Raw genomic sequence first — 21,709 nt, 5'->3', positions numbered from 1 at the left:
AAGAACACGCGCAGCATGTGCACGCCGATACCGGCGATGAAGACGAGCGCGGCCCAGTGGTGGATCTGGCGGACCAGCAGGCCACCGCGGAGGTCGAACGAGATGTGCAGCGTCGACTCGAGAGCCGACGACATCGCGATACCGCGCATGGGGGCGTAGGCGCCGGTGTAGTGCGTCTCCACCATGGATGCCTGGAAGAAGAACGTCAGGAAGGTTCCGGAGAGGAACACGACGACGAAGCTCCACAGGGCGATCTCTCCCAGCATGAACGACCAGTGGTCGGGGAAGATCTTGCGACCGAGCTCCTTGACGAAGCCCGAGAGGCTCGTGCGCTCATCGATGTAGTTCGACGCGGCGCCGACGAAGCGGCCGCCGAGAGGCGCCTTGGTGTCCTTCTCGTCCTTGGACAGCGTTGCGGTGCTCAATGGCGCTCCCAGAAGCTCGGGCCGACGGGTTCGGTGAAGTCGCTGCGTGCGATGAGGTAGCCCTCGTCGTCCACGGTGATGGGCAGCTGAGGCAGCGGCCGAGCGGCCGGGCCGAAGATGACCTTCGCGTGGTCCGTGACGTCGAACTGCGACTGGTGGCACGGGCACAGCAGGTGGTGGGTCTGCTGCTCGTACAGCGCGACGGGGCAGCCGACGTGCGTGCAGACCTTGGAGTACGCGACGATGCCGTCGTAGGACCAGTCCTTGCGGTCCTCGGCTTCGATGAGCTGCTCCGGGCGGAGGCGCATCATCAGCACGATGGCCTTGGCCTTCTCCTCGAGGTAGCCCTCATCGTGACCGAGCTCCGCGAGGTCCTCCGGGATCACGTGGAACGCGGAGCCGAGCGTGACGTCGGCGGCACGGATGGGGGTGCCGTCGGGGTCGCGCACCAGGCGCATGCCCTCGTCCCACATGGTGTGCTTCAGCAGCGCGACCGGGTCGCCCGCGGTGGGGTCGTCCGGCGTGGAGTGCGGAGCAAGGCCGCGGAACAACGTCACCCCGGGGATGATCGACGCGACGATCGCTGCGAACAGCGAGTTGCGGATCATCGTGCGACGGCCGAAGCCCGACTCCTCGTTCGCGTCGGCGAAGGCCTTGATGGCTGCCTCACGCGTCGAGTCCTTGCCCCGGGTGGGGTGGCGGTGCTCGACGTGCTCCTTGTCGGACATGAGGGCCTTCGACCAGTGGATGGCGCCGATGCCCAGGGCCAGCAGCGCGAGCGCGATGCCGAGACCGATGAAGAGGTTGTTCTGACGGATGTCGATGAGAGCGCCGCTCTCGATCGGGAACAGCATGTAGGCGGCGACCGCCCAGATGCTGCCGGCGAGCGACAGGTAGAACAGCGTGTAGACGGTGCGGACGGCGGCCTTCTCAGCCCGCGGGTCCTTGTCGGTCATCCGCTCGCGGTGCGGCGGAAGACCGGGGTTCTGCACGGGATCGCTGACTGCGACACCCAGCCCCGGAGAGGGCTGGTAGGCCCTGTCAAGAGCCTGCGAGTCGTCGTCGTGTGCCATGGTGCTCCTCGTACGTTCCTCTTCGATGAATAAGCGTCAGTTGGACTTCGCCGTGATCCACACGGTGATGGCGACCAGAGCGCCGATACCGAAGATCCACACGAACAGGCCCTCGGAGACCGGTCCGAGCGAGCCGAGGGAGAAGCCGCCGATCTGGACGGACTGCTGCTGGAAGAGCAGAGCCGAGATGATGTCGCGCTTGTCCTCGTCGGACAGGTTCATGTCGCCGAAGACCGGCATGTTCTGCGGGCCGGTGACCATGGCCGCGTAGATGTGCAGCGCGCTGGTCTCGGTGATGGCCGGAGCGTACTTGCCCTCGGTCAGTGCGCCACCGGCAGCGGCCACGTTGTGGCACATCGCGCAGTTGACGCGGAAGAGCTCGGCGCCGTGCGCCACGTCGCCTTCGCCGTCGAGGATCTCGTCAGCGGGGTACGTCGGGCCGGGGGCTTCGGACTGCACGTAGGCCGCCATCGCGAGGATCTGCTCCTCGGTGAACTGCGGCTCCTTCTGCGGAGCCTGCGGTCCCTGCATCTGCAGCGGCATACGGCCGGTCGACACCTGGAACTCCACCGCCAGCTCGCCGACGCCGTAGAGGCTCGGGCCGTTGGGGGTGCCCTCCAGGTCGAGGCCGTGGCAGGTGGCGCAGTTGGCCGTGAACAGCTTCTCGCCGTCTTCGACCGTCAGCTGCGTCGATGCCGTGGGGGCGTCGTTGGCGGCGAAGGCCGCCGTCGCGCCCGCGTACACCGCACCGGTGATCATGAGGCCTGCTCCGATGAGTGCGGCCGCCGCCAGTGGGCTGCGACGACCGCTCGAACGGCGCTTCTTCTCTCGTGCCATCTCGGGGATCAGCTCCGCTCTTATTTCAGGAAGTAGATAACGAAGAACAGCACGATCCAGACGACGTCGACGAAGTGCCAGTAGTAGGACACCACGATCGAGGAGGTCGCCTCCTTGTGCCGGAAGTTCTTGACGGCGTACGCGCGGCCGATCACCAGGAGGAACGCAACGAGTCCGCCGGTGACGTGGAGGGCGTGGAAGCCGGTGGTGATGTAGAAGGCCGAGGCGTAGGCATCAGCCTGGATCGGCATTCCCTCGGCGACCAGCTGGGCGTACTCCCAGACCTGACCCGAGACGAAGATCGCGCCGAGGGCGAAGGTGAGGAAGAACCACTCGACCATGCCCCAGCCGAACAGACGACGGCGGCCGGCACCGTTCTTCTGTCCCTTGCCGATCTTGTACGGCTGCAGGTCCTCCGCCGCGAACACGCCCATCTGGCACGTGAACGAGGAGAGCACGAGGATCGCCGTGTTCACTGCCGCGAACGGAACGTTCAGGAGCTCGGTACGGTCGGCCCACAGCTCGGGTGAGGTGCTGCGGAGGGTGAAGTAGATCGCGAAGAGTCCCGCGAAGAACATCACCTCGCTGCCGAGCCACACAATGGTGCCGACAGCTACCGGGTTGGGCCGCTTGATGGTTCTCGCCGCCGGGGCATACGTCGCTGAGGTCGTCACCCCTCCATTATGGCCGATCCGCGAGCGTGATTCTTGCACCCCAGACCCTCGATTCGCCGTTCGGGGACTTAGGGGACCCTAAGAAAACACTGCGAATACCCGGTGAATACGCGGGAAACGCCGTCCCTTCGTCGGCTGGGCGCCCGCCCGGATCGCACTGCACGTTTTCTCTGCGCCGATAGGATCGCACACATGGCTGATTCCCTGACCTGGTCCGACGTGCTCACCTCTCTCCTGGAGCGTCGCGACCTCAGCGTCTGGGAGTCCACCTGGGCCATGCGGCGGATCATGCAGGGCGAGGTCTCCGAAGCGCAGCTCGCCGGGTTCCTCGTCGCTCTGCGCGCGAAAGGCGAGACGATCGACGAGATCGTCGGTTTCCGGGACGCCATCCTCGAAGCCGCCGTGCCGCTTCCGGTCTCTCCCGACGTGCTGGACATCGTCGGTACGGGCGGGGACCGGGTGGGGACGGTGAACGTCTCGACGACGGCTGCCGTCATCATCGGTGCCACCGGGATCCCGGTCGTCAAGCACGGGAATCGGGCCGCGAGCTCCGCGTCCGGCTCCTCCGATGTTCTCGGCGCTCTTGGCCTGGAACTCTCGCTCGATCCTGCGGCCGTCGCCTCGATCCTCGACCGGACGGGTATCACCTTCGCCTGGGCGGGGGCCTTCCACCCCGGTTTCAAGCACGCCGGCGCGGTCCGTTCGCAGCTCGGCGTGCCCACGGTGTTCAACATGCTCGGACCGCTCTGCAACCCCGCGCGCGCCGAGGCGAACGCGGTCGGCGTGGCGCAGATGGAGCGGGTGCCGCTCATCACCGGCGTCTTCCGCACACGGGGTGCCACTGCGTTGGTGTTCCGTGGCGATGACGGACTGGACGAGCTCACGACCACCGGCCACAGCCGCATCTGGGAGGTCACCCGCGGGGACATCCACGAGCACGACCTCGACCCGCGCGACCTGGGGATCCCTCTCGCTGACCTGTCCCATCTGATCGGCGGCTCTCCCGCCCACAACGCCGAGATCCTCCGCCGGACCCTTGCGGGGGAGCAGGGACCGGTGCGGGACATCGTGCTCCTCAACGCCGCCGCCGGGATCGTCGCCTTCGAGCTGTCCCAGGACGCGACCCAGGTGCAGCGGCCGATCCTCGAGCGCCTCCGCGACGGCCTCGCCCGGGCGTCCGCTGCGGTGGATGACGGGAGTGCACTGGCGAAGCTCGACCAGTGGATCGGCGTCAGTCGCGAGCTGGCTTCCCCGAAGGAGTGACCATGGACCCGGTCGACGCGCTGCTCGAGATCGCTTCGCTGCTGGAGCGCGAGCGGGCGTCGCGATACCGGGCCAAGGCGTTCCGTCAGGCGGCGGCCACCTTCCAGGAGCTTCCGCCTGACGTGCAGGACGATCCGACGCGCCTTCGGGCTGCCAAGGGCATCGGCGAGTCGACGTTCGCCGTCATCCGGCAGGCTCAGGCCGGAGAGGTGCCGGAGTATCTGATCGAGCTCCGTGGCGACGTGGAACCCGAGAAGGTGTCGGTGCTCCGGGGGAAGCTCCGCGGTGACCTGCACGCCCACACCGAGTGGTCGGATGGGACGACCTCCATCGAGGTGATGGCTGCTGCCGCCCGCGCGCAGGGCCACGAGTACCAGGCCATCACGGATCACTCACCGCGCCTCCGCGTGGCGCGAGGCCTGTCGGCTGAGCGACTCCGAGAGCAGATCCCGCAGGTGCGGGCGCAGTCGGGGGACGGGTTCACGCTCCTCGCCGGTATCGAAGTGGACATCCTGGAAGACGGCGCGCTCGATCAGGACGATGCGCTCCTCGCGGACCTGGACATCGTCGTCGCCTCGGTGCACTCCAAGCTCCGGATGGATGGACGGGCGATGACCGCGCGGATGATCGCGGCTGTCTCGCATCCTCGGGTGAACGTCCTCGGGCACTGCACCGGCCGTCTCGTCCAGGGCGACCGGGGCACGCGACCGCCCTCGGCGTTCGACGCCGCCGCGGTGTTCGCGGCCTGCGCGGAGAACGGGGTCGCCGTGGAGATCAACTCCCGCCCCGAGCGTCAGGACCCGCCGGACGAGCTCATCGCGATCGCGCTGGAGGCCGGATGCCTCTTCTCCATCGACTCCGACGCGCACGCCCCCGGCCAGCTCTCCCTGCTGGACCACGGTGCCGAACGGGCGGAGCGCACCGGCATTCCGGCGTCACGCATCGTCACTACGTGGGGGCTATCGCGCCTCCTCGCCTGGGCGGAGTGACGTCAGCGCTGGTCAGGCATCCCTGACCTCGTTCGCGGCCGCGGTGACCGCGGCGACGGCTCGCGTCATCGAGCTGCCGAGATTCCAGCGCTCGGCCAGGGCCGTTGCTTCTTCGGCTTCCTCCGACGAGAGGGCATGCAGGGCGACTCCCGGGGCAGCGATCGGCAGCCTCGTGGCGACGGCGACGACGGTCGGAGCGACGTCGAGGTAGGCCTGCGCGTCGAGGATCTTCGCGCGGATGCCGGCGCTCATGCCCTCGCCGGCTTCCGCGGCCTCCCGGATGCCGAGCAGGTCGCCGTGCTTCTGCAGCAGAGTGGCCGCCGTCTTCTCGCCGATGCCGGCGACGCCGGGAAGCCCGTCCGACGCGTCCCCGCGCATCGTCGCGAAGTCTGCGTACTGCGTCGGCAGGACACCGTACTTCGCGACGACCGTCGCGTCCGTGACGACTTCGAGGTTGCTCATGCCGCGGGCCGTGTAGATCACGCGCACGTCGCGCTCGTCGTCGACGAGCTGGAACAGGTCGCGGTCGCCGGTGACGATGTCTACGGGCATCGTCGCGTTCGTCGCGAGCGTGCCGATCACGTCGTCCGCCTCGTGCTCGGCGACGCCGACGATCGGGATGCCGATGGTCCCGAGCGTCTCCCTGATCAGGGGGATCTGTGCCTCCAGCGGGTCGGGGACCTCTTCGACGTCCGGGGCGCCCGCCACGACCTCCACCACCCGGTGGGTCTTGTAGCTCGGGATGAGGTCCACGCGCCATTGCGGACGCCAATCGTCATCCCAGCAGGCTACGACGTGGGTCGGCTGATACGTGGTGACCAGCTTGGCGATCATGTCCAGCAATCCGCGTGCGGCGTTGATGGGGGAGCCGTCGGGGGCGGTCACCTTGTCGGGCACGCCATAGAACGCACGGAAGTAAAGGCTGGCGGTGTCGAGCAGCATGAGGCGTTCGGCGTGGGTCATGGGTTCAGGGTAGAGCGTGCCAGATCAGGTGCTCAGCAGCCCGGCGCCGCGGGTCGTTCTTCGCACGTCCGCGCCACGAGCGCGGTGGTGGCCTCGTAGATGCGGACGCTGCGGGACGGTCCGTCGACCGACAGCTCACCGGACACGGGGAACCAGCCCCCGCCGATATCGACTTCCGCGGTGTACGCGACCGTGGTCCTCGTCGAATAGGTGCCCCGCCGCGCATAGGTATGGCTCGTCTCGGTCGGCGTGAATGGCGCCTGCCCGAGCGTCGACCAGGTGCTGCCGCCGTCTGGCTTCGTCGCCGTCGTGCCGTCGCCGTGGTCGAAGACGACGCGAACAGGCGTGAAGCGCGCCGTCACCGGCCGATCGAGCAGGGTGCCAGTCGCCGTGTGCGCGGCGACCGTGGCCACGAAGTTCGTCGGCATGCCTGCGATGCCCGCGTTCCCCGGTTCGGCGGTGGTCGTCACCGGTGGGGGAGCGAACTGTGCGAGATCCTCGATGGTGAGCGGTCGCCCCGACTCCTTCGTCACCCGCACCGCGTACATGCCGCACGAGCGGCTCAGTGGCGTGTCGTCTGTCCGGCACGGCTCGTGTTTCTGTTCCGGTGCGGACGGAATGGGCCCATACGGATTGCTTTCATCAACATGCTGGCGTTTGGAGTCAGTGACGCCAATCACTAGCGAAGCTGCGGTGTTAGTGGCCCAAACATCCTCCAGTCCTGCTTGGGATCCGCCTGGGTCGCTGTCGGTGGTCAGAGCGACAAGTGCCAAGACGGCTAGCGAGAGGAAGCGGACGCTTAGCAAGCGAGATCCCTGGTTGCGGCGGCAGACGAAATCGCGAGTCTTGTGGCTGTGGTGGGCGCTGCGACCAGTTGAACTTCGACGGGCTGCCGGTCGGGTCGATCCGAACTCACCACGTTTCCCTCACCGTCCCAAAGCGTCACCGCCGACGCGTCGATGCAGAGGAGCGCCGTGACTGACTCGCCATCGAAGGACACGGGCGTGAATCGATCGAACGATGTGTCCCCCGCGCGTTTCCAACCCTCAGCGTGAAAGCGGGAGAAATTCTCCTGCGCAGAAGTCAGGGCGTCATCACGTAGCCATGCAAACAATTCCTCGAAAGAGGCGGGATCGCTGAGGTCGGTGTTGTTCGACGCGTCGACGTAGGCACGATAGGTGGCCTCGGCTGCGGCGAAGGCTTCTTCTTCGGAGGTGAACGCGGGGGAGGGGGTCGGCGTGGACTCCGGAGCGGGGGTGCATCCGGAGAGCAGCGAGACGCCGAGTGCCAGCACGGCCAGGAGACGGAGAGGAGTGGGCGACATCACCGAGCCACCGTATGCGGAATGCGCTGGTCGCGGCGGGCGTTATCCACAGAGTGGCTGCGGGAGATCCGCTCCTTCATGGGGCGACAACTTCTGGTAGCCTGAACTGTCACTCGTGGCGTGTACACGCATGCCCAGGTGACGAACACACCACAATCCACCTGCTGCGAAGCACATCCCGGCCGTGCGCGGCCATGCTCCGCAGCCCGAGTATCCATTCACAAGGACAACCCACTACATGACTACCGCAACGACCGCCCCGGCCACCAAGCAGGTCGCCATCAACGACATCGGATCTGCTGAGGACTTCCTGGCCGCGGTCGAGAAGACCCTGAAGTTCTTCAACGACGGCGACATCATCGAAGGCACGATCGTCAAGATCGACCGCGATGAGGTCCTGCTCGATGTCGGCTACAAGACCGAGGGTGTCATCCCCTCGCGCGAGCTCTCGATCAAGCACGACGTCGACCCCAACGAGGTCGTCAAGGTCGGCGACGAGGTCGAGGCCCTGGTTCTCCAGAAGGAGGACAAGGAAGGCCGCCTGATCCTCTCCAAGAAGCGTGCGCAGTACGAGCGCGCCTGGGGAGACGTCGAGAAGATCAAGGAGAACGACGGCGTCGTCACCGGTACGGTCATCGAGGTCGTCAAGGGTGGACTCATCGTCGACATCGGCCTCCGTGGCTTCCTCCCGGCCTCGCTCATCGAGCTCCGCCGCGTCCGCGATCTCACGCCGTACCTCGGCCAGGAGATCGAGGCGAAGATCCTCGAGCTCGACAAGAACCGCAACAACGTCGTTCTCAGCCGCCGTGCGCTGCTGGAGCAGACCCAGTCGGAGTCGCGCACCACGTTCCTGAACAACCTGCACAAGGGTCAGGTCCGCAAGGGTGTCGTCTCCTCGATCGTCAACTTCGGTGCGTTCGTGGACCTGGGTGGCGTGGACGGCCTCGTGCACGTCTCCGAGCTGTCCTGGAAGCACATCGAGCACGCCTCCGAGGTCGTCGAGGTGGGCCAGGAGGTCACCGTCGAGATCCTCGAGGTCGACCTCGACCGCGAGCGCGTCTCCCTGTCGCTGAAGGCGACGCAGGAGGACCCGTGGCAGGTCTTCGCCCGCACCCACGCGATCGGTCAGGTCACGCCGGGTAAGGTCACCAAGCTCGTTCCGTTCGGTGCGTTCGTCCGCGTCGCAGACGGCATCGAGGGCCTCGTCCACATCTCCGAGCTCTCCAGCAAGCACGTCGAGCTGGCCGAGCAGGTCGTGTCGGTCGGCGAAGAGGTCTTCGTCAAGGTCATCGACATCGACCTCGAGCGTCGTCGCATCTCGCTGTCGCTGAAGCAGGCCAACGAGTCGGTCGACCCCAACGGAACCGAGTTCGACCCGGCTCTGTACGGCATGCTCGCCGAGTACGACGAGAACGGCGAGTACAAGTACCCGGAGGGCTTCGACGCCGAGACCGGTGCGTGGAAGGAAGGCTTCGACGCCCAGCGCGAGGCATGGGAGCAGGAGTACGCTGCGGCCCAGGCTCGCTGGGAGGCGCACAAGGCTCAGGTCGCGAAGGCGGCCGAGGCCGAGGCTGCGGCCGGCGACGACTTCGGCGGCCAGTCCTTCTCGAGCGAGTCGGCCGGTGCCGGCACGCTCGCCGATGACGAGGCTCTCGCGGCTCTGCGCGAGAAGCTCTCGGGCGGCAACTCCTAAGCAACACTCCGAAAAGGGTCGTCACCCCGCTTCACGGCGGGTGTGGCGGCCCTTTTCGCATGCCCGGAATCCCGCGGAACACCTGCGTGACGCAACATTACGGCCGCATTCGTAACATTCCGGAGCCTCCGACAGCATGGGGACATGACCGCCCTCCTGCCCGCTGCGTCGCACACCGCTGAGGCCCCGAAGACCGCGGGCTCCGCACAGCCCGTGCGCCTCGACGGCATCGCACGGTCGTTCCCGCTCGCACAGGGGCGACGCGAGGTGCTCCGCGGTCTCGACCTGGATATCGCCGCCGGGGAGATCGTCGCCGTCGTCGGCCCGTCCGGGTGCGGGAAGTCGACCCTGCTGCGCCTCATCGGCGGACTGGACACCCCCACGCGGGGGACGATCCGCCTGGACGGCTCCGGTGTCGCCGATGTCGACGAGCGCACAGCGATCGCGTTCCAGGAGCCGCGGCTGCTTCCGTGGCGCACCCTTGCGCAGAACGTCGAGCTCGGTCTTCCCCGCAGCGTCTCCCGCACCGTCGGACGCACTCGCGTCCGCGAACTGCTGCAGCTCGTCGGTCTCGAGCACGCCGCGGATCAGCGTCCGCGCGAGGTGTCCGGAGGCATGGCGCAGCGGGCGTCCCTCGCCCGCGCTCTCGCCAGGAACCCCGGGGTGCTGCTGCTCGACGAGCCGTTCGGCGCCCTCGACGCCCTCACCCGCCTCCGCATGCACGACCTGCTCTTGAAGATCCACGCGGCCGAGCCCACCACGGTGCTGCTCGTGACCCACGACGTGGAGGAGGCCCTCTATCTCGCCGACCGCGTGCTGCTGCTGCGCACCGTCGGCGACGCGGACGACACGGCGTCGTCCGTCGCGCGGACGATCCGCGTCCCCGGCATCCGCCCCCGAGACCGCGCCGACCGCGGCCTCGCCGACCTGCGCGCCGAGCTCCTCGAAGGGCTCGGCGTCGACACGCACCACCACACCCCCGAGGAGACCCGATGAGCACCATCACCCGCCGCATCATCCCTGCGATCGCCGTCGCCGGGACGATGATGCTCGTCGCCACCGGCTGCGTCGCCGGGGAGAACGCGTCCGCCGAGGCCGAGTCCACCCCCGCCGGGAACGGCGAGTGGTCGGCGGACACGCTCTCCATCGACTTCGCGACCTACAATCCGCTCAGCCTCGTGATCCGCGACCAGGCCATCCTGGAGGACATCCTCGGCGACGACGTCACCGTCGAATGGGTGCAGTCCGCCGGCTCGAACAAGGCCAACGAGCTCCTCCGCTCGGGTTCGGTCGACGTGGGATCGACGGCGGGCTCGGCCGCGCTGCTCGCCCGCGCGAACGGTTCGCCCATCCAGGTGATCGACATCTTCTCCCAGCCCGAGTGGTCAGCCATCGTCGTCGGGCCCGACAGCGACATCACCTCGGTGGAGGATCTCAAGGGCGCCTCTGTCGCGGCCACCAAGGGCACGGACCCCTACTTCTTCCTCCTCCAGGCTCTGGAGGAGGGCGGGCTGTCGCTGGCTGACGTCGAGGTGCAGAACCTCCAGCACGCCGACGGGCGCGCGGCGCTCGACGGCGGTTCGGTCGACGCATGGGCGGGTCTCGACCCCATCATGGCCGCCGCGGAGCAGGAGTCGGGCGACAAGCTCATCTACCGCAACGTCGACTTCAACACGTACGGCTTCCTCAACGCGACCGAGGACTTCATCGACAACCACCCCGACCTCGCTCAGGCCGTCGTCGACGCCTACGAGGAGGCCCGTGCGTGGGCGCTCGAGAACCCGGAGGAGACTGCCGCCCTGCTGGCAGAGGTCGCCGGTATCGACCTCGAGGTCGCGACCACGGTCATCCGGGAGCGGTCGAACCTCGACGTGAACGGCATCCCCGGTGACGACCAGCTGAAGGTGCTCGAGAAGATCGCTCCCGTGCTCGTCGAGTCCGGCGACGTCCAGGGTGGGCAGGAATCCGTCGACAAGGCGCTGTCCAGCATCATCAACGACACCTTCGCGACGAAGGCGGGCGCAGGCGAGTGACCGGTTTCGAGGATCGGGTGGTCGTCCCGGCGGAATCGCGGGACGCGCTCGAGTTCGCGAAGGGCGCTCCCCGGCGGGGGACGGGAGGAGCACGGCGTGGTCTGCCGCCCGTCGTACGGATCGTCGGGGGTCTCCTGCTCCCGGCTGCGATCCTCATCGCCTGGCAGGTGGTCACGACGGCCGGTCTCATCGAGCCGTACCGACTCCCGGCGCCGGCGTCGGTCTTCCAGGCCGGGGTGGAACTCGCCGAGTCCGGACAGCTCTGGACCCACATCGCCATCTCCGTCCAGCGGGTGCTGCTCGGGTTCGCGATCGGCTCGGTCGTCGGCCTCGCCGCAGCCGGCATCGTCGGGCTCTCGCGCTGGGGTGACGTGCTGCTCAGCCCGACCCTCGCGGCGGTTCGCGCGGTGCCGTCGCTCGCCTGGGTGCCGCTGCTGATCCTGTGGATGCAGATCGGCGAGGAGTCCAAGGTGACCCTCATCGCGATCGGTGCATTCTTCCCGGTCTACACGACCGTCGCCTCCGCGCTCCGGCACGTGGACCCGCAGCTCGTCGAGGCGGGACGCTCCTTCAGCCTGCACGGATGGTCGCTGTTCCGCACGGTCCAGCTCCCGGCCGTCGTGCCGTCCGTCGTCGCGGGCCTCCGCCTCGCGCTCGCCCAGGCGTGGCTGTTCCTGGTCGCCGCCGAGCTGATCGCCTCGTCCATGGGGCTCGGTTTCCTCTTGACCGACTCCCAGAGCACGGGGCGCGTCGACCGCATCCTGCTCTCCATCGTGCTGCTCGCGTTGCTCGGCACGATCACCAACGGCGTGCTCGCGCTGCTGGAGAAGTACCTGCTGCGGCGATGGACGTGACGACGACCGAGGCTCGGCTGCAGGAGGAACGGGTCTATCCTCCGTCGCCCGCGTTCCTCGACGCCAACGTGACCGCGGAGGCCTATGCCCGGGCGGCCGCTGATCCTCTGGCCTTCTGGGAGGACGCGGCCCGCCGACTGGACTGGGCCGAGCCGTGGACGGCCGTGCACGAGTGGGAGCCGCCCGTCGATGGTGCGGTCCCGGCGGCGCGATGGTTCCTCGGCGGCCGGCTGAACGTCGCGGTGAACTGCGTGGACCGTCATGTCGACGCCGGGCGCGGAGACAAGGTGGCGCTGCACTTCGAAGGAGAGCCCGGTGACCGGGTCTCGGTGACCTACGCCGACCTCCAGCGCCGCGTGGCCCAGGCCGCGCACGCGCTCGAAGACCTCGGGATCCGACCGGGGGACCGCGTGGTGATCTACCTCCCCGTGCTCGTGGAGACGGTGGTCATCACGCTCGCCTGCGCGCGGATAGGAGCCGTCCACTCGCTCGTCTTCGGAGGGTTCTCCGCGGAGGCCGTGCGGTTCCGGCTCGAGGACACCGGGGCGAAGCTGCTCGTCACCAGCGACGGCCAGTTCCGGCGGGGGACGGCGACCGAGGTCAAGTCTGCCGCCGACGCCGCCGCCGCGGGACTGCCGGACCTCGAACACGTCCTCGTGCTCCGGCGCACCGGACAGGGCGTCCCGTGGACCGAAGGCCGGGACGTGTGGTGGCACGACGTCGTCGACACGGCTCCCACCGCGCATCGGGCGGAGGCCTTCGACGCCGAGCACCCGCTCTTCATCATCTACACCTCCGGCACGACGGGGAAGCCCAAGGGCCTCGTGCACACCTCCGGCGGCTACCTGACGCACGCAAGCTGGGCGCACTGGGCGCATTTCGACGCCAAACCGGACGACGTCCATTGGTGCACGGCCGACCTCGCCTGGGTGACGGCGCACACCTACGAGATCTACGGGCCGCTGTCGAACGGGCTCACCCAGGTCATCTACGAGGGCACGCCGGACACACCGCGCCGCGAGCGGCACTTGGAGATCATCGAGCGCTACGGCGTCACGATCTACTACACGGCTCCGACGCTGATCCGGACCTTCATGACCTGGTTCGGCGACGAGCTGCCGAGCGGCCACGATCTGTCGACTCTGCGACTGCTCGGCACGGTGGGCGAGGCGATCAATCCGGAGGCCTGGGTGTGGTTCCGCCGGAACTTCGGGCGGGATGAGCTCCCCGTCATCGACACGTGGTGGCAGTCGGAGACCGGCGCCGCGATGATCGCCCCCCTGCCCGGCATCACGCCGCTGAAGCCCGGCTCCGCGTCGGTCCCGCTTCCGGGCATCGACGTCGCGGTGGTCGACGAGAACGGTGACGAGGTGGCGCCTGGACGATCCGGGACGCTGGTCGTCCGGCGTCCGTGGCCGGGGATGGCGCGGACCGTCTGGGGGAACCCGGAGCGCTACCGCGACGCGTACTGGTCTGCGTACGCCGGTGTGGGCGCGCACGGCGGCTACTACGTCGCCGGAGACGGGGCGACACAGGACGCCGACGGCTTCATCTGGATCCTGGGACGACTCGACGACGTCGTGAACGTCTCCGGTCATCGCCTCTCGACGATCGAGATCGAGTCGGCGCTCGTGGCGCACGAGACGGTCGGCGAAGCCGGGTCCGCAGGCGTGGCTGATCCGGTCACCGGGCAGGCGGTCGTGGCGTTCGTCACCCCGTCCGGCCGGGCGGCGATCGACGCGCAGGCGCTGCGCGCTCAGGTCGCCCGCGCGATCGGTCCCGTCGCGAAGCCGAAGCACGTCGTCGTCGTGCCGGACCTGCCCAAGACGCGCTCGGGGAAGATCATGCGCCGCCTGCTCGCGCAGCTCTGGGATGCCGAACAGGATCGGCGCGCGGGACGCGCTCCGCAGGCCCTCGGCGACACGACGTCATTGCAGAACCCCTGGGCCGTCGACGACATCGCCGGCGCTCTCGCCGCAGAATCGAGGACATCATGACCGACGACCACCGCTTCGGGTTCCGCACGCGCGCCCTGCATGCCGGGGGTACACCGGACGCCGCCACCGGAGCGCGGGCGGTCCCGATCTACCAGACGACGTCCTTCGTCTTCGACGATGCGGCCGACGCCGGAAACCTCTTCGCGCTGCAGAAGTACGGCAACATCTACTCGCGCATCGGCAACCCCACCGTCGCCGCCCTGGAGGAACGGCTGGCCTCGCTGGAGGGCGGCATCGGGGCCGTGGCGACCGCCTCGGGGATGAGCGCGGAGTTCATCACGTTCGCCGCGCTCGTGGGCGCGGGCGATCACGTCGTCGCCGCCGCGCAGCTCTACGGCGGCACGGTCACACAGCTCGATGTGACGCTTCGACGCTTCGGCGTGGAGACGACGTTCGTCAGCTCCTCCGACCCTGCCGACTTCGCCGCGGCCATCCGTCCGGAGACCAAGGTCGTCTACGTCGAGATGATCGGGAACCCGTCGGGCGAGATCGCCGACATCGCGGGTCTCGCCGCCATCGCCCACGACGCCGGGGTGCCACTCGTCGTCGATGCGACGCTCGCCACGCCCTACCTCGCGCGCCCGCTGGAGCACGGGGCGGACATCGTCATCCACTCGGTGACGAAGTTCCTCGGCGGCCACGGCACGACCCTCGGCGGTGTGGTCATCGAGAAGGGCACGTTCGACTGGGGCAACGGCAAGTTCCCGCAGATGACCGAACCGGTGGCCTCCTACGGCGGCATCTCCTGGTGGGGCAACTTCGGCGAGTACGGATTCCTCACCAAGCTGCGCTCCGAACAGCTGCGCGACATCGGACCCGCCCTGAGCCCGCAGTCGGCCTTCACGCTCCTGCAGGGCGTGGAGACGCTGCCTCAGCGTATCGACGCTCACATCGCCAACGCCCGGGTCGTCGCCGAGTGGCTGGCGGCAGACCCCCGCGTCTCCTACGTCACCTGGGCAGGACTGGAAGGTCATCCGCATCATGAGCGTGCCGCCCGGTACCTGCCGCTGGGGCCGGGATCTGTGTTCGCGTTCGGAGTCGCCGCCGAGGACGGCCGCGCCGCGGGGGAGACGTTCATCGAGAACCTGCAGCTCGCGTCCCACCTCGCCAACATCGGCGACGCCCGAACCCTGGTGATCCACCCGGCCTCCACCACGCACCGCCAGCTCACCGCGGAGCAGCTCGTCGCCGCCGGCGTGCGGCCCGACCTGATCCGCATCTCCGTCGGCCTGGAGGACGCGGAAGACATCATCTGGGACCTCGATCAGGCCCTCACCCTCGCGACGGGAGCCCACTGATGAGCACGACCTCCGCCGGGGACGCCTGCGCCGTCCCTCAGACCACGGATGCCGCCAGCTGCGCGCTCCCCGCTGCCGTCGAGCCGGGCCGCACGTGGACCGGGCCCTCGCAGCCGCAGCGGTTCGGACTGCTGCGGCGGGCCCGATCGATCGCCATCGTCGGTGCCTCGGGGAATCCGTCACGGGCCTCGTACTTCGTCGCGACCTACCTGCTGTCCAGCACGGCCTACGACGTCTATCTCGTGAACCCGAGGGAGACCGAGATCCTCGGGCAGCCGGTGTATCCGGCGTTGAGCGCCCTGCCCGTGCAGCCCGACATCGTCGACGTCTTCCGTCGTCACGACGACCTTCCGGGGGTCGCGCAGGAGGCGATCGACAGCGGTGCCAAGACGCTGTGGCTCCAGCTCGGCTCCTGGAACGAGGAGGCGGCCGCGCTCGCGGAGGAGGCCGGTCTCTCGGCCGTCATGGATCGCTGCATCAAGATCGAGCACGCCCGCTTCCACGGCGGCCTGCATCTCGCCGGCTTCGACACCGGCGTGATCAGCTCCCGACGGCAGCTGCTCGCGCGCTGAGGGGCGCTCGCTGCGTCCCCGGGGCGCTCACGCGCAGATCGTGTTCGCCGTGCTGCGTTGCAGCGTCACGGGAACCTGCAGGTCGGTGAGGTGCCAGTCGAGACTGCGGCCGGTGAGCCGCGGCAGAGTCGAGCACGTCCATGCGCGGTCGGGCGTGACATGGCTGCCAGGGAGCACCCCCGCTTCGGCCCAGGAAGTCCACGTGCGGGGAAGGCCCGTCGCCCTCTTCAGATCGACGTCGACGTCGACGTGGTGCGACCCGCCCGGTGCGTTGGTGCTGATGTAGAAGTGGCCGGAGGTGTCGCTGATCTCCTCATAGCGGACGGCCGTGATCGCGCAGGTCGTGGGGGCGGCCGACGGGCTGCTGTACGCCTTGCACGAGTTCCCGGTGAACGGGGACAACCATGTTGAGGCGGACGTCACCGTCGCCGTGACCACGGTCCGATCCGTCCACGCCGCGCTGGTGGTGGAAACGCTTCCCTGGGTGACGGACAGGAAGACGAGCGCCATCGCGACCGCGACGCCGGCCACCGGGGAGAATCGTCGTACGGGTGTCACGTGGTCAGCGGCTTACGCGACGGTCGCTCGACGGGACTCATCATGCTGAGGCCGAGCAGGCCCAGGAGCCCAAGCAGCAGCGGGACGGCGACGGGAGGCGACGTCATCCTCATGATGGCGGTTCCCCACCCGGGGAGCTGTACTGCCGGCTTCCACACCTCGCCGGTCACGGCATAGTCCAAGGCGTCGGAGAAGTCGTTATTGTCGCCCTTCATAGTGATCGTGTGCGCGCCATCGGCGGCCTCGATGGCGGTGATGCGGTGGGTCACCAGGGTGTCGGTCAGCGCGCTCGGGAGGCTGACGACGTCCCCGACCTCGAGGGAGTCGGCGGGGACCTTGGTCGCGACGAGGAGGTCGCCCGTCATGATCTCGGGTTCCATGGAGCCCGAGATCACGACGAGCGGCTGGATGAGCCCGATCGCCGTGGCGCCCCAGACGACGCCGCAGCCCACGCCCGCGGCGGCCAGCGCCCAGAGCACGAGCAGGGCGAGCCGGCGGAGGAGCTGCACCACGGTTCGTCCCTCGTCTCTGCTGTCTCGGTGAGTGTCAGTTGGTCGCGGTGGCGGAGACCGTGACGACGATGGTGCCGCTCTTGCCCTGGTTGCTCGTCGCCCAGTCGGCCGGCGTGGTGACGACGAGCTCGAACTCGTCGCTCGCCGTGGAGCCGGAGGAGGTCAGCGACGCCGCGAGCCCGGTGATCGTCGCCGTCGGCTTCACCGTGAAGTCGGTCGCCGCGTTGCCGGGTGCGTACTCGACGGTCGAGGTGAGGGCGGCGTTGACGGAGCTGGAGTTCTTGACCCAGAGCTTGATGGTGCGGGTCTCGCCCGGGAGCAGATTCGCCAGCTTCTCCGCCGGGACGACGAGCTCGACGCTGTTCTTGGTGGCCGACTCCTTCCAGGTGGTTCCATCGGTCGAACCCTGGAGGTTGAAGGTGGCCGCCGCGGCGGGGGCGCTGAAGAACGTGTTGTCGGTCCACGCGGCGCTGGTGAGGGCGGCGCCGATGCCGCCCGTCGCGAGCACGGCCAGCGCGAACGCCATGATGGGGCGCCGCCTGGAGGGTCGCTCGGTGCGGTCAGGGCGTGCGGTGGCTTCCGTGTTCGTCATGGCTTCGACGTTACGCAGCACACCTCAGGGGACCGTCAAGTCTTCCTCAAGAGGGACCGAAGCTTTCCCGATTGTTCCTCGGCAGCGTCGTGCGACGCCCTCGGTCAGGCGTGGCAGGATGGTCGGATGCCGCTCATCGCTCTCACCGGAGGCATCGCGTCGGGGAAGTCCACCATCGCGAACCGGCTCGCCGAGCTCGGCGCGGTGATCGTCGACGCGGATCGGATCGTTCGCGAGGTCCAGGCGCCGGGATCCGAAGTGCTCGATGCGATCGCTCGGGCGTTCGGCGACGAGGTCATCGCCGACGACGGATCGCTCGACCGGGCGGCCCTCGGGGCGACCGTGTTCGCCGATCCGGACCGTCTCGCGCAGCTGAACGCCATCGTGCACCCTGCCGTGCGGGCCGAGTCCCAGCGCCGTTTCGACGCCGCGTTCCGTGCCGATCCGGATGCTGTCGTCGTCTACGACGTGCCGCTTCTCGTGGAGGCGCGTGTCGACGACCCGTGGGATGCGATCGTCGTCGCGCACGCTCCCGAGGAGGTCCGTCTCGAGAGGCTCGAGCACCTGCGCGGGATGACGCCTGACGAGGCCCGCGGGCGGATCGCCGCGCAGGTTCCCGACGACAGGCGGCTCGCGATCGCCGACATCGTCATCGACACCGCCGGATCGATCGCGGACACGCTGGCCCAGACGGACGCGCTCTGGGACCGGCTCCGCGCGAGCTGAAGCGCTGCCGCCACCGGACGCGGCCCCGATGTCGGAGGGGCGGCATACGCTTGATGTATGCAGCCCACCCGCAGTGTCCGCCCCTTCGAGGTCATCAGCGAGTACGCCCCCGCCGGTGACCAGCCGCAGGCCATCGCCGAGCTGGCGTCCCGCATCAACGCGGGCGAGACCGACATCGTGCTGCTCGGGGCGACCGGAACAGGCAAATCGGCGACCACGGCCTGGCTCGTCGAACAGGTGCAGCGCCCCACGCTCGTGCTCGCGCATAACAAGACCCTCGCGGCGCAGCTCGCCAACGAGTTCCGCGAGCTCATGCCGAACAACGCCGTCGAGTACTTCGTCTCGTACTACGACTACTACCAGCCCGAGGCCTACGTCCCGCAGACGGACACCTTCATCGAGAAGGACTCCTCGATCAACGCGGAGGTCGAGCGCCTCCGCCACTCGACGACCAACTCCCTGCTGAGCCGTCGGGATGTGGTCGTGGTGTCGACCGTCTCCTGCATCTACGGCCTGGGCGCCCCGGAGGAGTACCTGCGCGCCATGGTCGCGCTCCAGGTGGGGGAGCGGTACGACCGCGACGCCTTGATCCGTCAGTTCATCGCGATGCAGTACAACCGCAACGACGTCGACTTCTCGCGCGGCAACTTCCGTGTCCGCGGCGACACGATCGAGATCATCCCGGTGTACGAGGAGCACGCGATCCGCATCGAGCTGTTCGGCGACGAGATCGAGGCTCTCTACTCGCTGCACCCGCTCACGGGCGAGGTCATCGAGAAGCTGGACGCCGTGCCGATCTTCCCGGCCTCGCACTACGTCGCGGGCACCGACGTCATCCAGCGCTCCATCGGCACCATCGAGCACGAGCTGGAGGAGCGGCTGAAGGAGTTCGAGCGCCAGGGCAAGCTCCTCGAGGCGCAGCGACTCCGGATGCGGACCACGTTCGACCTGGAGATGCTGCAGCAGCTCGGATTCTGCTCCGGCATCGAGAACTACTCGCGTCACATGGACGGACGCATGCCGGGCGAGCCTCCGCACACGCTCCTCGACTTCTTCCCGGACGACTTCCTGCTCGTCATCGACGAGTCTCACGTCACGGTGCCGCAGATCGGCGCGATGTACGAAGGCGACGCGTCCCGCAAGCGCACCCTCGTCGACCATGGATTCCGGCTGCCGAGCGCGATGGACAACCGCCCACTGCGCTGGGACGAGTTCAAGAACCGCGTGGGGCAGACCGTCTACCTGTCCGCCACCCCGGGCAAGTACGAGATGGGCATCGCCGACGGAGTGGTGGAGCAGATCATCCGCCCGACCGGCCTCGTCGATCCGGAGATCATCGTCAAGCCGTCGAAGGGGCAGATCGATGATCTCCTCGAAGAGATCAGGCTTCGCGTGGAGCGTGACGAGCGCGTGCTCGTCACGACGCTCACGAAGAAGATGGCGGAGGAGCTGACGGACTTCCTCGGCGAGCATGGCGTCCGGGTGCGCTACCTGCACTCCGACGTCGACACCCTGCGTCGCGTCGAGCTCCTCAGCGAACTGCGCGCCGGCGTGTACGACGTCCTGGTGGGTATCAACCTGCTGCGCGAGGGACTCGACCTCCCGGAGGTGTCGCTCGTCGCGATCCTCGACGCAGACAAGGAGGGCTTCCTCCGCTCCGGGACCTCGCTCATCCAGACCATCGGCCGCGCCGCGCGAAACGTGTCCGGTGAAGTGCACATGTACGCGGACAACATGACGGACTCCATGGCCAAGGCCATCGAGGAGACCGACCGCCGACGTGAGAAGCAGATCGCGTACAACAAGGAGCACGGCATCGATCCGCAGCCGCTGCGCAAGCGCATCGCCGACATCACGGAGGTGCTGGCGCGCGAGGGTCAGGACACCGCGGAGCTGATGTCCGGCCGAGGCCGCGCGTCGGGCAAGGGGAAGTCGCCGACACCGAACCTGCGGCGCACCGGGATCGCGGCCGAGGGCGCCCAGCAGCTGGAGGCCACGATCCAGGACCTCACCGATCAGATGCTCGCGGCGGCCGCCGAGCTGAAGTTCGAGCTGGCCGGACGCCTGCGTGACGAAGTGCAGGATCTGAAGAAGGAGCTCCGGTCGATGGAGCGGGCCGGGCACGCGTAGACGGAGTGGAGATGGATGCGGCAGGAGAGGAACTCGCGGACCGCGTCCGCGCACTGCTCGGGGCCGACCCTTCCGTCGAGGAGCGCCGGATGTTCGGGACCAGGGCGTTCCTCGACGAGGGGCGCATCCTGGTGGGCGCCCGGAAGGACGGGACACTTCTCGTTCGTGTGGATGAGGAGAACGGCGCCGTCGCGGTGACCCTGCCCGGAGCTTCGCGCGCCGTGATGGGGTCCCGCACCATGGGGTCCGGGTGGATCGATGTCTCCGCGTCGGCGATCGCCAACGATGCCGCGCTCATGACCTGGATCGACATGGCCCGGGAGTCGGTCGGCGCCGCCCTCGCAGCCGACGACGACTGACGCCGAGAGGCCTACGGGCAGTGCACCAGCGTCTTCGCGCCGGAGCGGTCGATCTCGTGCTCGGTCATCGGCGCACCGCAGAGCGGACAGGCTCGTTCCGCGCGCTCCGCGGCGCTCGGCGGGGGCGTCTTCTCGTAGGGCCCGACCGAGGCCGGACCGGCGAGACGCACGAGGTTGGTGTTCACCCAGGTGTAAAGGCCCCCCGCTTCGCGGATTCGGGTGCGAAGAGGGGGGCGGCTGGAGTCGCGTGACATGTTCATTAGTGTACTAATGATTCGTGCAGATGTATAGTCAAAATCGTGACTGACACCGATGATCTGCTCCGGCTCGAGAACCAGCTCTGCTTCGCCGTGGTCACGGCGGCGCGGAACGTCGTGGCGATCTACCGGCCGATCCTCGAGCCGCTCGGGTTGACGCACCCGCAGTACCTGGTGATGCTCGCCCTGTGGGAGCGGTCGCCGCGGACCCTGAACGACCTCGCCGCCGACCTCGCGTTGGAGCCCGCGACCGCGTCGCCCCTCGTCAAGAGGCTCGAGGCCGACGGGCTGGTGACCCGCCAGCGAAGCAATGAGGACGAACGCCGGCTGGAGATCACGCTCACCGACGCCGGTGCGGCGCTGCGTGCGAGGGCCGTGGACGTGCCGCATCGGGTGATGGCCGCCGTCGGGATGGGCATCGGCGAGATCGCCGCTCTCCGGGACGGGCTCGGGGCCTTCGCGGGGCGGCGCTCCGAGCAGAGCTGAGCCGTCCGGGGGCCCGGGGGAGCGGCTCGCTCGCCGTGACGACTCCGGGAAGCCCCCTCGCCGGGACCAGGCGTTGGGCGTTCTCGGAGCCGAT

At 68.5% G+C, this 21,709-nt stretch carries 23 protein-coding genes and 1 pseudogene; 13 read left to right on the top strand and 11 right to left on the bottom strand.

The genetic code is table 11. The annotated features are described in order from the left end of the window. The 4 genes and pseudogenes from B2W79_RS16315 to B2W79_RS16300 all read right to left on the bottom strand — a co-directional run. Positions 1–425, bottom strand: a pseudogene (locus B2W79_RS16315) (ubiquinol-cytochrome c reductase cytochrome b subunit); the annotation flags it as partial. Then, positions 422–1,498 (bottom strand): ubiquinol-cytochrome c reductase iron-sulfur subunit, encoded by a 1,077-nt coding sequence (locus tag B2W79_RS16310; RefSeq protein ID WP_071329603.1) that lies wholly within the window; start codon positions 1,496–1,498, stop codon positions 422–424. The pseudogene B2W79_RS16315 and the gene B2W79_RS16310, both read right to left, overlap by 4 nt. Positions 1,499–1,534: 36 nt before the next feature. Continuing rightward, complete coding sequence (locus tag B2W79_RS16305) at positions 1,535–2,335, bottom strand: c-type cytochrome (RefSeq protein ID WP_071329602.1); 801 nt, start codon at positions 2,333–2,335, stop codon at positions 1,535–1,537. 20 nt (positions 2,336–2,355) lie between these two features. Beyond that, the gene (locus tag B2W79_RS16300; protein ID WP_231919669.1) at positions 2,356–2,913 is read right to left on the bottom strand and encodes a cytochrome c oxidase subunit 3; all 558 of its coding nucleotides are present in this window, start codon (positions 2,911–2,913) and stop codon (positions 2,356–2,358) included. A 288-nt stretch (positions 2,914–3,201) separates the two neighbouring features. On the opposite strand from B2W79_RS16300, the gene trpD reads away from it, so the two are divergent. Continuing rightward, a complete protein-coding gene (gene trpD, locus B2W79_RS16295) occupies positions 3,202–4,272 on the top strand; it encodes an anthranilate phosphoribosyltransferase (protein ID WP_292791342.1) in 1,071 nt (356 codons plus the stop codon). Positions 4,273–4,274: 2 nt separating this feature from the next. Continuing rightward, the gene (locus B2W79_RS16290; RefSeq protein ID WP_292791339.1) at positions 4,275–5,261 is read left to right on the top strand and encodes a PHP domain-containing protein; all 987 of its coding nucleotides are present in this window, start codon (positions 4,275–4,277) and stop codon (positions 5,259–5,261) included. A 12-nt stretch (positions 5,262–5,273) separates the two neighbouring features. Here the strand turns inward: B2W79_RS16290 and B2W79_RS16285 are convergent, their stop codons facing one another. From B2W79_RS16285 to B2W79_RS16275, 3 genes are all read right to left on the bottom strand, one after another. Then, positions 5,274–6,224: a 5'-3' exonuclease gene (locus tag B2W79_RS16285; RefSeq protein WP_292791336.1), complete on the bottom strand. Its 951-nt coding sequence runs from the start codon at positions 6,222–6,224 to the stop codon at positions 5,274–5,276. A 32-nt stretch (positions 6,225–6,256) separates the two neighbouring features. Then, positions 6,257–6,757, bottom strand: coding sequence for a hypothetical protein (locus B2W79_RS16280; protein ID WP_292791333.1), 501 nt, complete (start codon positions 6,755–6,757; stop codon positions 6,257–6,259). 266 nt (positions 6,758–7,023) lie between these two features. Continuing rightward, entirely contained in the window at positions 7,024–7,551 is a 528-nt protein-coding gene (locus tag B2W79_RS16275; RefSeq protein WP_292791330.1) for a hypothetical protein, read from the bottom strand. Positions 7,552–7,786: 235 nt separating this feature from the next. Here B2W79_RS16275 and rpsA point away from each other — a divergent pair, with 235 nt between their 5' ends. The 7 genes from rpsA (at position 7,787) to B2W79_RS16240 (ending at position 15,995) form a co-directional block, all read left to right on the top strand. Then, positions 7,787–9,241: a 30S ribosomal protein S1 gene (rpsA, locus tag B2W79_RS16270; protein ID WP_060921208.1), complete on the top strand. Its 1,455-nt coding sequence runs from the start codon at positions 7,787–7,789 to the stop codon at positions 9,239–9,241. 144 nt (positions 9,242–9,385) lie between these two features. Beyond that, complete coding sequence (locus tag B2W79_RS16265) at positions 9,386–10,237, top strand: ABC transporter ATP-binding protein (protein WP_071329597.1); 852 nt, start codon at positions 9,386–9,388, stop codon at positions 10,235–10,237. After that, positions 10,234–11,274 (top strand): aliphatic sulfonate ABC transporter substrate-binding protein, encoded by a 1,041-nt coding sequence (locus tag B2W79_RS16260; protein ID WP_292791326.1) that lies wholly within the window; start codon positions 10,234–10,236, stop codon positions 11,272–11,274. Before B2W79_RS16265 ends, B2W79_RS16260 begins: the two co-directional genes overlap by 4 nt. After that, entirely contained in the window at positions 11,271–12,128 is an 858-nt protein-coding gene (locus B2W79_RS16255; protein ID WP_292791324.1) for an ABC transporter permease, read from the top strand. The genes B2W79_RS16260 and B2W79_RS16255 overlap by 4 nt, the downstream gene beginning before the upstream one ends. Further along, positions 12,119–14,125 (top strand): acetate--CoA ligase, encoded by a 2,007-nt coding sequence (gene acs, locus B2W79_RS16250; protein WP_292791321.1) that lies wholly within the window; start codon positions 12,119–12,121, stop codon positions 14,123–14,125. Before B2W79_RS16255 ends, acs begins: the two co-directional genes overlap by 10 nt. Next, a complete protein-coding gene (locus B2W79_RS16245) occupies positions 14,122–15,423 on the top strand; it encodes an O-acetylhomoserine aminocarboxypropyltransferase/cysteine synthase family protein (RefSeq protein ID WP_071329593.1) in 1,302 nt (433 codons plus the stop codon). Before acs ends, B2W79_RS16245 begins: the two co-directional genes overlap by 4 nt. Continuing rightward, the gene (locus B2W79_RS16240; RefSeq protein WP_292791316.1) at positions 15,423–15,995 is read left to right on the top strand and encodes a CoA-binding protein; all 573 of its coding nucleotides are present in this window, start codon (positions 15,423–15,425) and stop codon (positions 15,993–15,995) included. The genes B2W79_RS16245 and B2W79_RS16240 overlap by 1 nt, the downstream gene beginning before the upstream one ends. A gap of 27 nt (positions 15,996–16,022) precedes the next feature. Here B2W79_RS16240 and B2W79_RS16235 read toward each other — a convergent pair whose 3' ends face one another. The 3 genes from B2W79_RS16235 to B2W79_RS16225 are packed head-to-tail and all read right to left on the bottom strand — an operon-like array spanning position 16,023 to position 17,657. After that, entirely contained in the window at positions 16,023–16,553 is a 531-nt protein-coding gene (locus B2W79_RS16235) for a hypothetical protein (protein WP_292791313.1), read from the bottom strand. After that, positions 16,550–17,065 carry a signal peptidase I gene (locus B2W79_RS16230; protein ID WP_256209474.1) on the bottom strand — a complete coding sequence of 172 codons (516 nt, stop codon included), beginning with the start codon at positions 17,063–17,065 and terminating at the stop codon, positions 16,550–16,552. The genes B2W79_RS16235 and B2W79_RS16230 overlap by 4 nt, the downstream gene beginning before the upstream one ends. 34 nt (positions 17,066–17,099) lie before the next feature. After that, positions 17,100–17,657: a hypothetical protein gene (locus B2W79_RS16225; protein WP_292791310.1), complete on the bottom strand. Its 558-nt coding sequence runs from the start codon at positions 17,655–17,657 to the stop codon at positions 17,100–17,102. 126 nt (positions 17,658–17,783) lie between these two features. Here B2W79_RS16225 and coaE point away from each other — a divergent pair, with 126 nt between their 5' ends. The 3 genes from coaE to B2W79_RS16210 are packed head-to-tail and all read left to right on the top strand — an operon-like array spanning position 17,784 to position 20,872. Then, positions 17,784–18,383 carry a dephospho-CoA kinase gene (coaE, locus tag B2W79_RS16220; RefSeq protein ID WP_071329590.1) on the top strand — a complete coding sequence of 200 codons (600 nt, stop codon included), beginning with the start codon at positions 17,784–17,786 and terminating at the stop codon, positions 18,381–18,383. A gap of 57 nt (positions 18,384–18,440) precedes the next feature. Further along, a complete protein-coding gene (uvrB, locus tag B2W79_RS16215) occupies positions 18,441–20,513 on the top strand; it encodes an excinuclease ABC subunit UvrB (RefSeq protein WP_025105040.1) in 2,073 nt (690 codons plus the stop codon). An 11-nt stretch (positions 20,514–20,524) separates the two neighbouring features. Beyond that, entirely contained in the window at positions 20,525–20,872 is a 348-nt protein-coding gene (locus B2W79_RS16210; protein WP_292791306.1) for a TfoX/Sxy family protein, read from the top strand. 11 nt (positions 20,873–20,883) lie between these two features. On the opposite strand, the gene B2W79_RS16205 is transcribed toward B2W79_RS16210, so the two are convergent. Then, positions 20,884–21,132: a hypothetical protein gene (locus tag B2W79_RS16205; RefSeq protein WP_071329588.1), complete on the bottom strand. Its 249-nt coding sequence runs from the start codon at positions 21,130–21,132 to the stop codon at positions 20,884–20,886. Between the two features lie 39 nt (positions 21,133–21,171). Here B2W79_RS16205 and B2W79_RS16200 point away from each other — a divergent pair, with 39 nt between their 5' ends. Further along, positions 21,172–21,615 (top strand): MarR family winged helix-turn-helix transcriptional regulator, encoded by a 444-nt coding sequence (locus tag B2W79_RS16200; RefSeq protein WP_071329587.1) that lies wholly within the window; start codon positions 21,172–21,174, stop codon positions 21,613–21,615. Positions 21,616–21,709 lie beyond the last annotated feature (94 nt).

The organism is Microbacterium sp. UBA7513, from assembly GCF_002478345.1.
Classification (GTDB): Bacteria; Actinomycetota; Actinomycetes; order Actinomycetales; family Microbacteriaceae; genus Microbacterium.
This window is presented reverse-complemented; position numbering and strand designations above follow the sequence as displayed.